Annotated in this window: 16 protein-coding genes; 6 read left to right on the top strand and 10 right to left on the bottom strand. The window is 64.6% G+C overall.

The features are described from left to right. Positions 1-11: 11 nt before the first annotated feature. Positions 12-1,604: an EAL domain-containing protein gene (locus EVC45_RS08865; RefSeq protein ID WP_129957619.1), complete on the top strand. Its 1,593-nt coding sequence runs from the start codon at positions 12-14 to the stop codon at positions 1,602-1,604. 37 nt (positions 1,605-1,641) lie between these two features. Here EVC45_RS08865 and EVC45_RS08860 read toward each other — a convergent pair whose 3' ends face one another. From EVC45_RS08860 to EVC45_RS08850, 3 genes are all read right to left on the bottom strand, one after another. Further along, entirely contained in the window at positions 1,642-2,223 is a 582-nt protein-coding gene (locus tag EVC45_RS08860; protein ID WP_129957618.1) for a YceI family protein, read from the bottom strand. A 47-nt stretch (positions 2,224-2,270) separates the two neighbouring features. Beyond that, positions 2,271-2,846, bottom strand: a complete 576-nt coding sequence (locus tag EVC45_RS08855; RefSeq protein WP_129957617.1) for a YceI family protein — start codon at positions 2,844-2,846, stop codon at positions 2,271-2,273. 116 nt (positions 2,847-2,962) lie between these two features. Next, a complete protein-coding gene (locus tag EVC45_RS08850; protein WP_129957616.1) occupies positions 2,963-3,526 on the bottom strand; it encodes a cytochrome b in 564 nt (187 codons plus the stop codon). Between the two features lie 273 nt (positions 3,527-3,799). Between EVC45_RS08850 and EVC45_RS08845 the strand changes: the two genes are divergently transcribed. After that, entirely contained in the window at positions 3,800-5,050 is a 1,251-nt protein-coding gene (locus EVC45_RS08845; protein ID WP_129957615.1) for an arsenic transporter, read from the top strand. On the opposite strand, the gene EVC45_RS08840 is transcribed toward EVC45_RS08845, so the two are convergent. Beyond that, positions 5,039-5,413: a hypothetical protein gene (locus EVC45_RS08840; RefSeq protein ID WP_373683006.1), complete on the bottom strand. Its 375-nt coding sequence runs from the start codon at positions 5,411-5,413 to the stop codon at positions 5,039-5,041. The genes EVC45_RS08845 and EVC45_RS08840 overlap by 12 nt on opposite strands. A gap of 294 nt (positions 5,414-5,707) precedes the next feature. Further along, a complete protein-coding gene (locus EVC45_RS08835) occupies positions 5,708-6,046 on the bottom strand; it encodes a hypothetical protein (protein ID WP_129957614.1) in 339 nt (112 codons plus the stop codon). 248 nt (positions 6,047-6,294) lie between these two features. Between EVC45_RS08835 and EVC45_RS08830 the strand changes: the two genes are divergently transcribed. Genes EVC45_RS08830 through EVC45_RS08820 form a run of 3 tightly spaced genes read left to right on the top strand, consistent with a single transcriptional unit; the run spans position 6,295 to position 8,699 of the window. Further along, entirely contained in the window at positions 6,295-6,588 is a 294-nt protein-coding gene (locus EVC45_RS08830; protein WP_129957613.1) for an EF-hand domain-containing protein, read from the top strand. A gap of 27 nt (positions 6,589-6,615) precedes the next feature. Beyond that, positions 6,616-7,329: a response regulator gene (locus tag EVC45_RS08825; protein ID WP_129957612.1), complete on the top strand. Its 714-nt coding sequence runs from the start codon at positions 6,616-6,618 to the stop codon at positions 7,327-7,329. Then, on the top strand, positions 7,326-8,699 hold the full coding sequence (locus EVC45_RS08820; RefSeq protein WP_129957611.1) for an ATP-binding protein: 1,374 nt from the start codon (positions 7,326-7,328) through the stop codon (positions 8,697-8,699). Before EVC45_RS08825 ends, EVC45_RS08820 begins: the two co-directional genes overlap by 4 nt. A gap of 28 nt (positions 8,700-8,727) precedes the next feature. On the opposite strand, the gene EVC45_RS08815 is transcribed toward EVC45_RS08820, so the two are convergent. From EVC45_RS08815 to EVC45_RS08800, 4 genes are all read right to left on the bottom strand, one after another. Then, on the bottom strand, positions 8,728-8,994 hold the full coding sequence (locus EVC45_RS08815; RefSeq protein ID WP_129957610.1) for a hypothetical protein: 267 nt from the start codon (positions 8,992-8,994) through the stop codon (positions 8,728-8,730). A 156-nt stretch (positions 8,995-9,150) separates the two neighbouring features. Then, complete coding sequence (locus EVC45_RS08810; RefSeq protein WP_129957609.1) at positions 9,151-9,477, bottom strand: transposase; 327 nt, start codon at positions 9,475-9,477, stop codon at positions 9,151-9,153. A 165-nt stretch (positions 9,478-9,642) separates the two neighbouring features. After that, a complete protein-coding gene (locus tag EVC45_RS08805; RefSeq protein WP_129957608.1) occupies positions 9,643-10,971 on the bottom strand; it encodes an MFS transporter in 1,329 nt (442 codons plus the stop codon). Positions 10,972-11,006: 35 nt separating this feature from the next. Continuing rightward, the gene (locus EVC45_RS08800; protein WP_168991432.1) at positions 11,007-12,161 is read right to left on the bottom strand and encodes a M20 aminoacylase family protein; all 1,155 of its coding nucleotides are present in this window, start codon (positions 12,159-12,161) and stop codon (positions 11,007-11,009) included. A 300-nt stretch (positions 12,162-12,461) separates the two neighbouring features. On the opposite strand from EVC45_RS08800, the gene EVC45_RS46635 reads away from it, so the two are divergent. Next, positions 12,462-13,079 carry a MarR family winged helix-turn-helix transcriptional regulator gene (locus EVC45_RS46635; protein ID WP_248295069.1) on the top strand — a complete coding sequence of 206 codons (618 nt, stop codon included), beginning with the start codon at positions 12,462-12,464 and terminating at the stop codon, positions 13,077-13,079. A gap of 64 nt (positions 13,080-13,143) precedes the next feature. Here EVC45_RS46635 and EVC45_RS08790 read toward each other — a convergent pair whose 3' ends face one another. Further along, complete coding sequence (locus EVC45_RS08790) at positions 13,144-14,976, bottom strand: sigma-54-dependent Fis family transcriptional regulator (RefSeq protein ID WP_248295068.1); 1,833 nt, start codon at positions 14,974-14,976, stop codon at positions 13,144-13,146. Between the last annotated feature and the right edge of the window lie 343 nt (positions 14,977-15,319).

The following is a 15,319-nucleotide window of genomic DNA, read 5'->3' as shown; positions in this document are numbered from 1 at the left end:
GGGCTCGATAAATGCTCAAGCGCATGTCGCTGATTTCGGCGTATATCGCACTCGGCTGCGCCGCAACGGTGCTGCCGGTCCTGATCAGCATCTATGTCGCGAACGAAGACGTCGCGCGCCGCGAGCAACGCGATTTGCGCCTCTACGCGGAAAAGGCCGTGATGCGCACGGAACTCGTCACCTATCAGGGATTTGCCGCCATCGCGGACCTGCAGGCCGAGCACGGCGCGCCATGTTCGCCGGAATACCTGGAACGGGCTGCCCACGTGATTTTCAACTACCGCTACGTCCGGGACGCGGGCGCGTACGGCGACGGACGCTATCTTTGCTCGCCGCTGTTCGGCGACGTTCGCACGCAGAATCTCGCATTGCCGCCGCCGCGCTGGCGCAGCAACGACGGCTACCTGCTCTGGTTCCAGCAAAAGAACCCGCTCAGCGACGTGCGTGAGGATATACAGATCGGGCGCAACGGCCAGTACGTGTCGATCGATCCGCAGTCGTACGTCGATGTGATGGATCCGGCGGGAAGGCCGATCGCCACGATCAACACCGACGTGAACTCGATCGTCGCGCTGTCGACCGGCGCGGACCCCGACGAGATGCTCGATGCATGGAAGCGGGCGGGGCGCGTCGATAGCGGTGAATGGAACTACGCGGTGGCACGCTCGGCGACGCGGGCCCTCGGCGTCGTCGTGAAGGGCCGGCGCACCAGCCTGCTGAAAGACTGGCCCGGCCTGCTGGCGATGTGGGTGTCGATGGGCGTGGCGATGGGCGGCGCGTTCGGCTGGTTCGCGTTCAAACGGATCTCGCGGCAGGTGTCGTTCCAGGCCTCGCTCGAATGGGCGATTTCGCAAAGAATTATCGACGTCGAGTATCAACCGGTCGTGAGTCTCGCGACCAACGAATGCGTCGGTGTCGAAGCGCTGGCCAGATGGAATCTGAACGGGCGCGAGATCTCGCCGAATATCTTCATCGCGTTGGCCGAGCAGCATGGCCTGATCCAGGCGTTGACCGACCTCGTGCTCGATAAGGCGCTGCACGACCTGACGGATCTGTTGCGTTCGCGGCCGTCGTTCTACGTGTCGATCAACGTGAGCGGCGAGGATCTGCGCACGCCGCGCTTTCTGAACCTGATCACCGCGAGGCTCGCCGGAACCGGCCTGCGTCCCGCGCAGATCAGGATCGAAGCGACCGAGCGCCATTTCCTGAACGCCGATGTAACCCGGCAGACGATCGCGGCTTTCAGAAGCGCCGGCCACCCGGTCTATATCGACGATTTCGGCACCGGCTATTCGAGCCTCGCCTATTTGCAAACCTTCAGGATCGACGTGCTGAAGATCGACAAATCGTTCGTCGATACCATCGCCCAGCAGGCGGCGTCGAGCATCGTCGCGCCGCATATCATCGACATGGCGCACGAATTGGGGGTGGAAATCGTGGCGGAGGGGATCGAGCGCAGCGAGCAGGTCGAGTATCTCGCGCGCCGTGGCGTGCAGTACGGACAGGGCTGGCTGTTCGCGAAGGCGATGCGCCGCGAGGAGCTGGTCGCGTGGCTGGAGGCGCGCCGCGCGTCGCACGCGCCGGCGCAGCCCGCGGTCCAGTAGATCGGCGCCCGGCCGTGCCGGGCGCGAGGCGATGCGCTTACTGCTTGATGCCTTCGGCCTGGATATTCAGCGTGGTCTTCATGTTGAAGCCGTACGCCTTGCCGAAGTCGATGCCGAAATCGTCACGATTGAACGTCGCGGTCGATTCGGTACCGCACACTTCGCGCTTCAGCATCGGGTGCTGGATGCACTTGAACGATTCGATCTTCAGGTTGACCGGCTTCGTGATGCCGTGCATCGTCAGCGTGCCGATCACTTCGACCGGCTTGTCGCCGTCGAAGCGGATCTGCGTGCCCTTGTAGACCGCAGTCGGGTACTTCGCGGCGTCGAAGAACTTGTCGCCGAGCAGTTCCTCATTGAGCTTGCTGTTGCCGATGTCTTCCGAGCTCAGGTCGATCGTTGCATCGACGGTGCCGGTCTTCGCCGCACGGTCGAGCACGACGGTGCCGCTGCTTTTCGTGAACTTGCCGCGCCAGATCGACAGGCCGCCGAAGTGATCGGCCTCGAAGCTCGGCGACGTGTGGGTCGGATCGAGCATGTAGGTTTCGGCGGCGGCCATCGCGTTGAACGACAATGCGGCGGCGAGCGCGCCGGCGGCGAGCAGGAAGGATTTCTTCAAGGTGGACTCCAGAGGTCTAAGGTTATGCGGTGCTGCGGCGTCGTGCGTTATTTCTTCGCCGCGACCAGATGAAATTTGATGACGACTTCGTCGGCGACCACCGACGTGTCTTTCCATTCGCCGGTGCCGACGTCGAATTGCGTGCGTTTGATCGGCAGCGAGCCGTCGAAGGTTTGCGTGGCGCCCTGGCTTGCAATCACGACCGGCACGACGACCGTTTGCGATTTGCCCTTGATGGTCAGCTTGCCGGTCACCTTGTACTGGTTGCCGCCGGCCGGCGCGATCGAGTTCGACACGAAGGTCGCGCTCGGGAACGCGCCGCTGTCGAACCATTCCTTGCCTTGCGCCTGCTTGTTGTAGTCGTCGGCGCCGAGGTCGTAGCTGGCGGTGTCGATCGATACGTTCGCGCTGCCCGCGGCCGGCTTGGCCGGATCGAAGTTCAGCTGCGCGGAGAATTTTTTGAACTTGCCGTCGACGGGCACGTTCATCTGTTTGGTCGTCGCGATGACGCTGCTTTTCGCGAGGTCGACGTCGGCGTGCGCGAGGTTCGCGCCGAACAGCGCAAGCGCCGCGAAAGAGGCGAGCGACGCGCGATGAGCGGAGTGATAAAACGGTGTTTTCATAATGGTACGCATCCTATCCGAGCTTCGCGGCCTGATTGCACACCGCGAGGAATTTGATTGCCAACCAGTCGTAGCCAATCGACAAAAGTTATCGCTGTCTTCAAGCCGTCATGTCGTTATGCGCGGCTCTTCAGAAACGGCACCATGCGCGCGAGCAAGCCGTCGCGATCGACGAACTGATGCTTGAGCGCCGCCACCACGTGCATCAGCACGAGCGCGAGCAGCGTGTAATCGAGCAGCACGTGCACCGTGCGCAGCGTGGCCTTCAGCGCCTGGTCGGGACCGATGATCGTCGGCAGCGGCACGATACCCAGATACACGACCTGAATGCCGGCCGCCGAGCTGTAGAAGTAGCCGGACAGCGGAATCGCGAGCATCAGCAGATACAGCACACCGTGCACCAGATGCGCGGCGGCCTTCTGCCACGCGGGCGTCGCGGCATCGAGCGCGGGCGCGCGGTGCGTCGCGCGCCACAGCACGCGCAGCAGCGCGAGCGCGAACACGGTCACGCCGATCCATTTGTGCCACGAGAAGTATTTGAGCTTGGTCGGCGTGAAGCCGGGGATATCGGTCATGATCCAGCCGATATAGAAGCCGCCGATCATCAGCGCGGCGATCAGCCAGTGCAGCGCGATGGCGGCGCCGTGGTAGCGCGTGGGAGCGGAAGCCTGTATTTGCATCGTGTTCTATCCGTTGCTCGCGAGAAACCGCGTGAGAATGCGGATAGTAGGGATGCCAATTCAAACTGAAAAGGGGGCGATCGGGAACAGATTGTTTCCCCGTTGTCGTTAATTGTGTTGAAAGACATGCGGGCTGAAAGGCACGAGCATGAAGGCACGCGCACTGCTATGGAGCGCTCGCCGTGGTACCGCTGTGGTAACTTGTTGCCCCGAACAACAAAGGTTGCGCGCTTTGCGCAGCCACCAACATCATTCATTTTCCGGGCTTAAGCTGTGAATCCTGTCTTTCTTTCATGGAGCATTGCCGCGCTCGCCACCGCCGGCGTGATCACGCGGCCGTTCAAATGGCCCGAAGCCGTATGGGCGGTTGCCGGCGCGGTGCTGCTCGTCGCACTCGGCCTGTTGCCCTTGCATCTGGCCATCGAAGCGATCGGCAAGGGCACCGACGTCTATCTGTTCCTGTTCGGCATGATGCTGCTCTCCGAAGTCGGCCGCCGTGAAGGGCTGTTCGACTGGGTCGCGGTGCTCGCGGTCAATCATGCCCGTAGTTCGCCGCGCAAGCTGTTCGTGCTCATTTATGTGTTCGGCGTCGTGATCACCGCGTTTCTTTCCAACGACGCCACCGCCGTCGTACTGACGCCCGCCGTGTTCGCGGCGGCGAAGAAAGCGAAGACGCCGCCGCTGCCGCTGCTGTTCATCTGCGCGTTCGTCGCCAATGCGGCGAGCTTCGTGCTGCCGATTTCGAATCCGGCCAACATCGTGCTGTACGGGAATCACACGCCGCCGCTGGGACCGTGGATGCTGCGTTTCACGCTGCCGTCGGTGCTGTCGATCGCCGCGACCTTCGTGATGCTGCGCTGGACCCAGCGCGAGGCGCTGGCGGGTGTCTGCGAGGCGAATCTGGAGGCGGTCGAGCTGTCGGCGAGCGGGCGCGTCGCGCTCGCGGGCATCGCGGTGACGGCCGGCGCGCTGCTGACGGTTTCCGCGTACGACATCCAGCTCGGCCTGCCGACCGCGATCCTCGGCACGCTGACCGCGCTCGTCGTGCTGATCAAGGAGCGCAAATCGCCGCTGCCGATGATCCGCGAAATCTCGTGGAACGTGTTGCCCCTCGTCGCCGGGCTGTTCGTGCTGGTCGAGATGCTCGATCACACCGGCGTGATCAGCGCGTTCGCGGGCGCGCTGCGGCGCGCGACCGAACACAACGAAATGGAAGCGGCTGGCTGGGCCGGCGCGAGCATCGCGTTCCTCAGCAATCTGATCAACAACCTGCCGGCCGGCTTGATCGCGAGTTCGACCGTGATGCAGGCGCATAGCCCGGAGCGCGTGATCGACGCGTTCCTGATCGGCGTCGACCTCGGGCCTAACCTGTCGATCACCGGCTCGCTCGCAACGATCCTGTGGCTCAACGCGATTCGCCGCGAAGGCGAAGACGTCGGCTTCATGAAGTTTCTGAAGGTCGGCGCGCTGGTGATGGTGCCCGCGCTCGTGCTGGCGCTGGGGGCGCGGATCCTAACCGGCTGAACGGATCTGCGAAACCCGTCCGCCATCAAACGGATCGTTGACCCGTCCGTCATCGGCGCGGGCTGGCGTGGTGCCGACGGGCGTCGCGCCGGCGAGCGGGTCCAGTCGCGCGCCGATCGAGCGCAGCCTCGCTTCGAGGTGGGCGACGCGCTGGCGTTGCGCGGGCACCATCGACGAACGGTTCAACGCGAGCAGCCGGCGATGCCAGTACGAGAGCGGAAAACGGTCGCGCGCCGAAAGTGCGTTGAAAACGACTTCGAGATGGGCAATTTCCTTGTCGATATCTTGGTAACTCATCACAAAGGTCCGGGAAAAGGAAAGCTGGGGATGGGCGCGCGCGCGAACGTAAAAGAGCGACAGCAAGCTTCGTTCCATCCCGCCTATTTGTAGTCAAGATCAGCCGTGACGGCACAAAACGCCACATCGAGCGCGCGCCGGACGCGGTGAGCGATGGTAAGAAGCGGCAAACTCAATGCAAGCTTTACGCGCAGCGCCCGACGCGCCGCGGCGGCGCTGCACCTTTCAACTCGACAACGGGAATTCACCAGGCGTGCGTGCCAGGCGCTTGTCCTATGCTGAGTCAACGGCGTGGCGAGCCTCGAGGCGGTCGGAGCGGCTCTGCCCGACGGCCCGAAGTGCGTGGTCAATGCGGCGCGGTCACTGCGGCGCGGTCGCGAGCGGTTGCGCATAGCTGACCGTCGGCACGGGCATCACCGCATAGTTCGGTGCGGGCGGCACCACCACGGTAGCAGCGGCCGTCGTGACCGGCAGCTGGTTAGGCGGCGCCGCGACGATGGTCGCGGCCGCCACTGGAATGGCGACAGGCGGCGCCGATACGTACACGGGATTGATCGGCACAGGGTAGTAGACCGGTCGCGGCGGCGGCGCATAGACCACGGCGGCGGGCAGATACACGACGATTCTGGCGTAGGCGGCGGAAGAACAGGCGAGACCGATGGCGGTGAAAGTCGAGGCGCAGGCAAGACGGATAGTCATTTGGGACTCCTGATACGTAGAAAGCCGACGGACGGCAGACGGAACGATACGCAGCAGGCCCGCGCAACGGAATCGCAAACTCATTTCATTCGATGTCACGCAGCAGCGGCACCCGGGGCCGTGACATGATTCGACATGATTCTTGAATTGCGATCGCGCGGCGTCTGGCCAAGAATTCGGCCTGTCATCGAAACGGATCGCGGCACCCAGCCAGGCGACGGTCGATGTTCCAACCGAAGGAGTCAGTCATGAAGAAGTTGCTCGCCACCGTGTTGCTGTGCTGCGCGTCCACCGTCACGTTCGCTCAGGCCGCCGCGCCGCAAGGTATCAACCCGCAGCGGATGGCGCAGATGGAGCAGCAGCTGCAAACGCGCTTTTCGAACGCGAACACCACGCACGACGGCAAACTGACCCGCGCCCAGGCGGCGGCCGGCATGCCGATGGTCGCGCGTCATTTCGACGAGATCGACACGCAGAAGGCCGGCTACATCACGCTGTCGCAGATCGAGGCATTCATGCAGGAACGCGGGGCCGCACGCTGAGCGGCGTGAATATCGAGGAGCTTGCGGATGGAACGCCCCGCCAGGATCATCGTGCTCGACGACGAAGCCGAGTTGCGCAACATGCTGCTGCGCTTTCTGCGCGGTCACGGCTTCGACGTGCGCGCGGCCGAGGACGGCAAGCGTCTGAATCGCTACCTGGAGCGCGAGCCGTTCGACCTGCTGATCCTCGATCTGATGATCGGCGAAGAGGACGGCCTCGAGATCTGCGCGAAGCTGCGCGCGCAAGGGCAGACCTTGCCGATCCTGATGCTGACCGCGAAGGGCGATCCGCTCGATCGCGTGACCGGCCTCGAAACCGGCGCCGACGACTACCTCGCGAAGCCGTTCCTGCCGCGCGAACTGGTGGCGCGAATCAATGCGCTGCTGCGCCGCCAGAAAATGGCCGCGGGCGACCCTACGGTGACGTCGCAGTGCGTGCGTTTCGGCGACTTCACGCTCGATGTCGGCAAGCAGGAGCTGTCGCGCGCGGGCGTGCCGCTCGAGATTCATTCCGCGCAGATGCTGCTGCTGGTCGCGCTCGCGTCGTCGCCGAATCGCGCGGTGAGCCGCGACAACCTGCTCGCGCGTGCGCGGGGGCGCGACCATGACGCGCTCGACCGCAGCATCGACGTGCAGGTACTGCGCCTGAGACAGACCGTCGAGGACGATCCGTCGAAGCCGCGTTTCATCCGCACCGTCTGGGGCGTCGGCTATATGCTCGTCGCCGATGTCGAATCATGATGCGCTCGCTGTCGCGCACACTGCTGCCGCGTACGCTGCTCGCGCGCAATATCGCGCTGCTGATCGCGCTCGTGATGCTGAGCCAGATCTGCTCGATCGTCGTGCTGCTGCATTACGTGCAGCGGCCGCGCGTCGAGCGCGCGGCCGCTGTGTTCGCGACCTACGTGACGACGCTCGACAACCTGCTCGCCGCTACGCCGCCCGCCTCGCGCGCGACGCTAACCGCGCGTCTCGACGCGCGCGAGCAGTTGCCGCCTGAAGCGGCCGACACATCGCCGCACGATCTGTTTCACGTCTATACCACCTATCAGCGCGGCGTGTTCGTCGACAGCCTGCGCAAGCACCTGCCCGCTGATATGCCCGTGCGGTGGCAGACCGAGGGCGCGCAGCGGCTGTGGATCCGCATGCATGCGCCGGCCGCCGGCTCCGACAACGCGGCGGGTTCCGTGGCGAACGCGCCGTACTGGATCGCGCTGCCGATTCCCGCGGACGCGCAGGGCAGCGGCCTCGAAGCGGCGATCTTCCTGTCGTTGGGTCTCGGCGTGCTCGCCGCGCTCGCCGGCTACGCGATCCAGTTGCATCTGAACGAACCGTTGCATGAGCTCACGCAAGCGGCCCGCCGCGTCAGCGCCGGCGACCTGCCCGCGCCGCTGCCGACCGACGGCCCTGCCGAAATCGCCGCCGTGGGCAGCGCTTTCAATCAGATGACGCGCGCGTTACAGGACGCCGAGGCGACGCGTGCGTTGATGCTCGCGGGCATCTCGCACGACATCCGCACACCGTTGACGAAGCTGCGTCTGTCGATGGCGATGGCGATGCCGGCAGGGGCCGACAGCAGCTTCGTGATCGCCGCCGAGTCGTATCTGGATCAGATCGAGACGATCCTGCAGCAGTTCATGGATTACGCGGGCAGCGGCGAGCGCGAGGAAGCGCAGCCCGGCGATCTGAACGCGCTGATCGAACGGCTCGCGGGCGACTTCGCGGGGCTCGGGCACGAGTTCGAACTGTCGCTGGGCAGCTTGCCGGCCGTTCGATATCGGCCGATCAGCATGATGCGGCTGCTGATGAATCTGATGCAGAACGCGATCGTCTACGGCGGCAGCGGGCTTGCGGTGCGCACGTGGGCGACCCAGGATGCGGTGACGGTCGCGGTCGGCGATCGCGGCAAAGGTTTGACGGCGGAGGAGTTGGAAAAGCTGAAGGCGCCGTTCCAGCGCGGCCGCAATGCGCGTGCGCACAGCGGCGGCACGGGGCTGGGGTTGTCGATCGTCGAGCGGATCGCGCGGCTGCATGGCGGCGGCCTGCAGTTTCATGCGCGCGACGGCGGTGGCCTCGAAGTGTGGGTCGTCTTGCCGGTCAAGGCGGCTTGACGGGTTGAGGGCGCGGCGCTCGTGCCGCTCACTCCCGATCGAGCCACGCGTCGAGGCCGACGCGAAACGCGACGCCCGCGATCACCGGCACCGTCAGCATCAGGATGATGCCGAAGTTCGGGATCTCGTCGCCGTACATGATCGGGTTGTACAGCACGACGCCCGACACGATTGCGAACATCGCGACGCCGATGGCGACCATCAGGAGATTGCGCACGGACAGGGACAGCGTCTTGCGCTTCGGCTTGTCCGCCGTGTCGTGAGTGCCGGGTGCTTCGTCGTGTTGGGCAGGCATGATGGTTCTCGTGGCAAGAAATGCGGCATCGGAAGCGGGCGCGGTGGGTACCGCGCCCGGCATCATACCCGCACGCGTGCGGCTGATGCAGATCGGGGCCGCGCCGTTGCGGGCACTCATCCTTACCAACAATATATGCCATTCCAGGCCGCGATTTCAGGCCTCGGCGTTGGACTCGGCCGCAGGCGCCGAATTCGCGCAAGATGCCGGGTCAAGCACGCAACCGCTCAGGCCGAGCTCGTCGAGAATCGCGTTCATCAAGCCCGTGCGGCGCCATTGCAGCCACCTGATGTAGCACGTCTGCGACGGCGGAAAGGTGCCGGGCAGCCGATGCCATTTCTCGTTGCGCGTGACGACCCACAGGATCGCGTCCAGGATCTCGCGCGGCGGACGCGCGGGCCGGCCCAAACGTTTCTTCGGCTCCGGCTCGAACAGATGATTGATGCGCGCCCAGGCGTCATCGGAAAGAGGAAGATCTACCATGTTGCCAACACCTGACTGACCGGTTCATGGCGATCTTACGGTTTGGGCGGTTCCTTCTAATTCCGGATTTACGCGTGGTTTGCCGCGCTGAACCGCGGATTGCTTCGCGTCCGATGCTGCTAGCGTTGCCTTCCGGGATCGGCGATGCAGGGCCGATCCGTACGCTTACACCTGCCGGTCGAGCCGCAACCCGGCCGGCCTCGCGCGCGCGGTCGACGGCAACACCAGCACGCCGACGATGCCGATCGCCACGCTCGCCTGCACGTAGTAGATCGGTGCGAGATTGCTGCCCGTCACATGCACGAGCCAGGTGTTCACGAACGGCGCGAGGCCGCCGAAAATCAGCACCGCGAGGTTGTAGGTGACGGCCGCGCCGGTCGAACGGACGCTGACGGGGAACACTTCGGTCAGTACGATCGGCGTCGGGCCCCAGAAGAAGCTCATGAAGCACGACACGCCGATCTGCACCGCGAGCAGCGAACCGAACGTCGGCACGTTGACGAGTTGCCGGAACAGCACGTACGAAGCGATGCCGTACGCGACGATCGCGGGCAGCAGCACGGCCTTGCGGCCGAAGCGGTCCGACAGATAGCCGGCGAGCGGGCAAAACACCAGGATGATCGCGGTGCCGATGAAGGTGCTCAGGTTCACATCGGCGGCCGACATGCCGAGTTGCTTCTTCGCGAAGATCGGCAGGAAGAACACGAACACGTAGGCCGACACGGTACCGACCACCGACATGCCGATGCTGCCGAGCACCGCCCGCGGATAGTCGCGGAACACCGTGCGCAGCGGCGTATTCACAGGCTTGATCTTGCCGCGCCGCACTTCGTTCGCGTAGGCGAGGAATTCCGGCGATTCGTCGACGGTCGAGCGGATCAGCCAGCCGACCGGGCCGATCAGGATGCCGAGCAGGAACGGCAGTCGCCAGCCCCACGACTCGAGATCGTGCGGCGCGAGATTGACGGTCAGCGTATAGGCGACCAGTGCGCCGAGCGCGAATGCGAGCGCTTGCGAGCACATCTGGAAGCTGCCGTAAAAGCCCCGGCGATTCGCGGGCGCGAACTCGACCAGCATCGTCGTCGCGCCGCTGAATTCGCCGCCGACCGAGAAGCCCTGGATCAGCCGCGCGAGCACCATCAGGATCGGCGCCGCGATGCCGATCGCCGCATAGGTCGGCAACAGACCGATCATGCCGGTGCCGATCGACATCAGCACGATCGTCATCGACAGCGCTTTCTTGCGGCCCACCCGGTCGCCGTACAAACCGAGCAGCACGCCGCCGAGCGGACGGACCGCGAAGCCGACGCCGAACGTCGCGAGCGTGAGCAGCATCGACGCGAAGTCGTTGCCGCTCGGGAAAAACAGCTTCGCGATCATCACGGCGAACAGGCCGTAGATGGCGAAGTCGAACCATTCGAATGCATTGCCGAGCACCGAAGCAATCACAACTTTTCGCACCATCGCCGGCGAGGGCGTCGGTTTTCCGTTCATTGCTGTTCCCCTCTGATCGATTGCGTGAATGTGGATTAGCCGAGCCGCTGGCGCACGATTTCGATGAACACGGCCGCGCCGGTGGGGGCGGTGTCGTCGTCGAAGTCGAATTCCGGGTGATGGCAGGTGAGGCCGTCGTGGCCCAGGAAGAAGTATGAGCCGGGGCGTTGCTGCAGCATGAACGCGAAGTCTTCCGAGGCCATCAGCGGGGCGACGTCGACGATCACGTTGTCCGCGCCGAGCACGCGCTCGGCGGCACGCCGCACGGTGTCGGTTTCGGCGGGCGTGTTGAGCGTCGGCGGCGAGGTCTGCAGATGCTCGAAGCGCACTTCGCAGCCGTACATCGTGGCCGCGCCTTCGCAGATCGCGCGCAGCCGCGCGAGCGTGGTTTGCTGGGCTTCGAGCGACAACGTGCGCACCGTGCCTTCGAGTACCGCGGTGTCGGGGATCACGTTGATCGCGGTGCCCGACAGGAACTTGCAGACGCTGACCACGGCGGTGTCGAGCGGATCGATGTTGCGGCTCACGATGCTCTGGATCGACTGCACGAGCGTCGTGCCGACGATCAGCGGATCGATCGACTTGTGCGGCATGGCCGCGTGGCTGCCGATGCCAGTGACCGTGATCCGGAACAGATCGCAGGCCGACAGGATCGCGCCGCTGCGCACGCCGACCTTGCCGGCGGGCAGTTGGTTGTTGTTATGCAGTGCGTAGATCTCGTCGCAATGAAAGCGCTCGAACAGGCCGTCGCTGATCATCGCCGAGCCGCCGCGCAGCGTTTCCTCGGCCGGCTGGAAGATCAGATGCACGGTGCCGCGAAAGTCGCGATGCGCGGCGAGGTGTTTCGCGACGCCGAGCAGGATCGCGGTATGACCGTCGTGGCCGCAGCCGTGGAACACGTTGTCGTGCGTCGAACGGTGAGCGTGCGTGCCTTTTTCACTCATCGGCAGGGCGTCCATGTCGGCGCGCAGACCGATCGACGGACCGTCGCCGCGTGTGCCGCGAATCGTGCCGACTACGCCCGTGCCGCCGATGCCGGTCTGCACGTCGATCGCCCAGCCGGCGAGCAGCTTCGCAACCAGTCCGGCGGTGCGATGCTCGTCGAAGCCGAGTTCGGGATGCTGGTGAATATCCCTGCGCCATGCGCGCATCTGTTCGCCGAGCGCGTTCAACTCGATGTCCCTTTGCATACCGCCAATCCCCTCTGTGATGAATGAGTGCATGGTCCGCCTGCGCGACCCTCAGACGGCCGGTTGGTGTCAAAGAATAATTCATTAGTTGAAGTTTGCAACTAATGCTTTTCCCTGATGACCGGTCAATGCCGATGGTCTGGGCTATCATCTTCGGTGAGCCGCCGGCGCGGCGTGAGGCCCGTGGGTGCTGGCGTGAGCCCAACACGCAAGCACTTGAGGTAAGGCGCGCCGGCTAATCGGGCTTCAATTAAGCAAAGCCTTCAGACAGGACGCGAAGAGATGCGAGCAGGAACGCCAGTGGCGAGACAGAGGGGAAACGCGAAGGACCGCGCGAAGAAGGAAGCGAACGGTACGGCGGGGGACGCGGATCGGGCGGTGGTGCGCGACGACGCCCATGAGAAAGCCGCGGACCAGGCGCAACACGGAGCGCAGAAGCCCGCTCAGACTGCGGCGAGCGACAGCGCCGTTGCCCGCGATACCCAGTGGAATTACTTTCTGACCTTCAAGCTCGACCTCGTCAAGAGCGAAATGATCAGCCGGGCCAATGCGTCGTACAGGAGCGCGGTGGGACTCGACGTGCGTTCGCTGCGCGTGCTGCGGGTTATTTGCCACTCGGAGGGAATTACCGCGACCGAGTTGAAGGAGCAGACGTTGATCGAAAAGACGCTGCTGTCGAAGCTCGTCGCGGACCTGATCGAGCGCAAACTGGTGCGGCGCACGATCCATCCCGACGACGCGCGTCACTTCCAGCTGTGGGCCACCGCGGCCGGCAAGCGGCTGCGCACGACGGCCGACGAACTCGGTCAGTCGATGGAAACGGAAATGCTGTCGATGCTCTCGGCGCAGGAGCGCAACGATTTGAACCGGATCGTCGACAAACTCGTCGACGTGTTCCGGCGGACGGGGCGGGGGTAGGGGCGGGAGTACCGGATTGCGCGGCGCACGAAACCGCTGTTGAAAACGAGCGCCGCTCGCTTTCCTACACCCGCAGTCCGCGGCTCTTCAACCGATAAACCAGCTGCGGCCGCGTAATCCCCAGCGTGCGCGCAGCCGCTGACAGATTGCCCTGCGCGCGCTGCACCGCGCTTTTCAGCAACGCGGTTTCGATATCGTCGAGCGAGGTCGGGTCGATGTCGCCGCTCGCGCCCATCAGCAGATCGTTCACTTTTCTGACCACGCGCTCCACTTCGCCGTTGCCTCCCGCCTGCTGATCGAGCAGCGAGCCCGACGGCGTTAGCGAGCCGTTGGTGCCGAGGCCGAACATCTGCGCGTCGATGGTTTCGCCGCTCGTGAACAGATGGCCGATGTCGATCGCCCCACCGTCCGGCGCGAGAATCACGCCGCGCTCGACGAGGTTCTCCATCTCGCGGATATTGCCGGGCCAGCCGTAGTTCAAGAGCGCATCGAGCGCGCGTCCGGTGAAGCCGGTCACGTCGCGCCCGTGACGTTCGCGGTATTTGTGCAGCATGTGATTGAGCAGCACCGGCAAATCCTCGCGCCGCTCGCGTAGCGATGGCACGCGAATCGGAAACACGTTGAGCCGGAAATACAGATCCTCCCTGAAACGTCCCGCGCGAATCTCGTCCTTCAGATCGAGATTCGTCGCGGCGATGACGCGCACATTGACGCGGCGCATCTGCGTATCGCCGATCCGTTCGATCTCGCCCTCCTGCAGCGCGCGCAGCAGCTTGCCCTGCGCGGTCAGGCTCAGAATGCCGATCTCGTCGAGAAACAGCGTGCCGCCGTCGGCACGCTCGAAGCGGCCCGGGCGGCTATGCGTCGCATCGGTGAAACCGCCGCGCTCGACGCCGAACAGCTCCGACTCGACCAGCGCTTCGGGAATCGCCGCGCAATTGACCGCGACGAACGGACCATCGCTGCATGCGCTGATCCGATGCAGCGTGCGCGCGCACACTTCCTTGCCGACGCCGCTTTCGCCGAGAAACAGCACGGTCGCGCGCGTGTTCGCGACGCGCCGGATCATATGGCACACGGCATTGAAGCCGGGCGACGCCCCGACCATGTTGTCGTCGCCGAAGGCGGTCGGGGTGGACGCACGGGCGTCGCCGAGCACGGCGAGGGTGGCGTCGGCTGCGACGTCACGTTTGATCGCCGCCGCCGACAGCCCCTGCGTAAACGACTGCGCCTGCATGAAGCGCAGATCGTCGGCGGCTTCGTCGCCCCATTCCTCGACCGGCTTGCCGACGATCCGGCATTGCGACTGCCCGAGCGCGCGGCACTCGACTTCGCGATAGACAATCGGCCGTCCCATGAACACGCTCGTATAGCCCGACGCATAGCCGATCTGCGTCCAGCACACCGGCTCCGCGCCGATCCCGTAGATGCGGATATGCTCCTCGTCTTCCGCGCAGTTCTTCCAGATGAATTCGCCGTAGTACTGGCCCTTCTCGACGTCGAGCTCGAGCCGCACCGGCTCGACCACGGTTATGCCTTCGAGCATGTGCAGTTGCGGCCCGACCGCGAACATCTCGGTGATCGAACTATCGGGGCGTGTCTTGCGCGCAAGCTCGGCGTCGCGTGCACCCGAGTTGTAGCCCATGCGCGTGAGCAGGCCGCGCGCCGCATCGATGCCGAGACTGTCGATCAACTCGCGGCGCATTACGCCGACCGAGCCCGTATGCATCAGCAGCATGCGCTGATCGCCGAGCCAGATGCGCCCGTCGCCGGGCGAGAAGTGCAGCCTCGACATCAGGTCCGCGATGTCCGGATAGCGCAGGCTGTCCACGCAGTCGCCCTTGGGCGAGACCATCGACATGCGCGGGTTCGCCGCAGGCTTGCTTTGGGTGGCCATCGGAATTCGTCTCCAGCTGCTTGTCTGTGTTTTCTCCGGCGGATGCCGGCCGTCAGTATGCAATGCCGCGTGCGCGGCTGCATCGCGAATCGCGTGCGGATCGTCTTCGGGTGTTCCCTGATGACGATTTGATCGGCTGCGCCACGCGTGCAACCGCTAGGTTTCGATCATTTGATCTAGCGCAAGCCTGCGCGCGTTTCGCCGCGCAGGCGTCGCGCAAATTTCCGTTTGGCGTTTGGGCGTTGATTCACAAGGAATTGTGCGCCTTTCGCCGCGTGGCGCGCGGTCTGTCCGGGTTCGTTGGCATAGCGGTTGCATTAATAGGCGCGCTGCCGCCGAGTTC

The sequence above is a fragment of the Paraburkholderia sp. UYCP14C genome (genome assembly GCF_004197395.1).
Classification (GTDB): Bacteria; Pseudomonadota; Gammaproteobacteria; order Burkholderiales; family Burkholderiaceae; genus Paraburkholderia.
The sequence above is the reverse complement of the archived record's forward strand: the minus strand, read 5'-3'. Positions and strand labels throughout refer to the sequence as shown.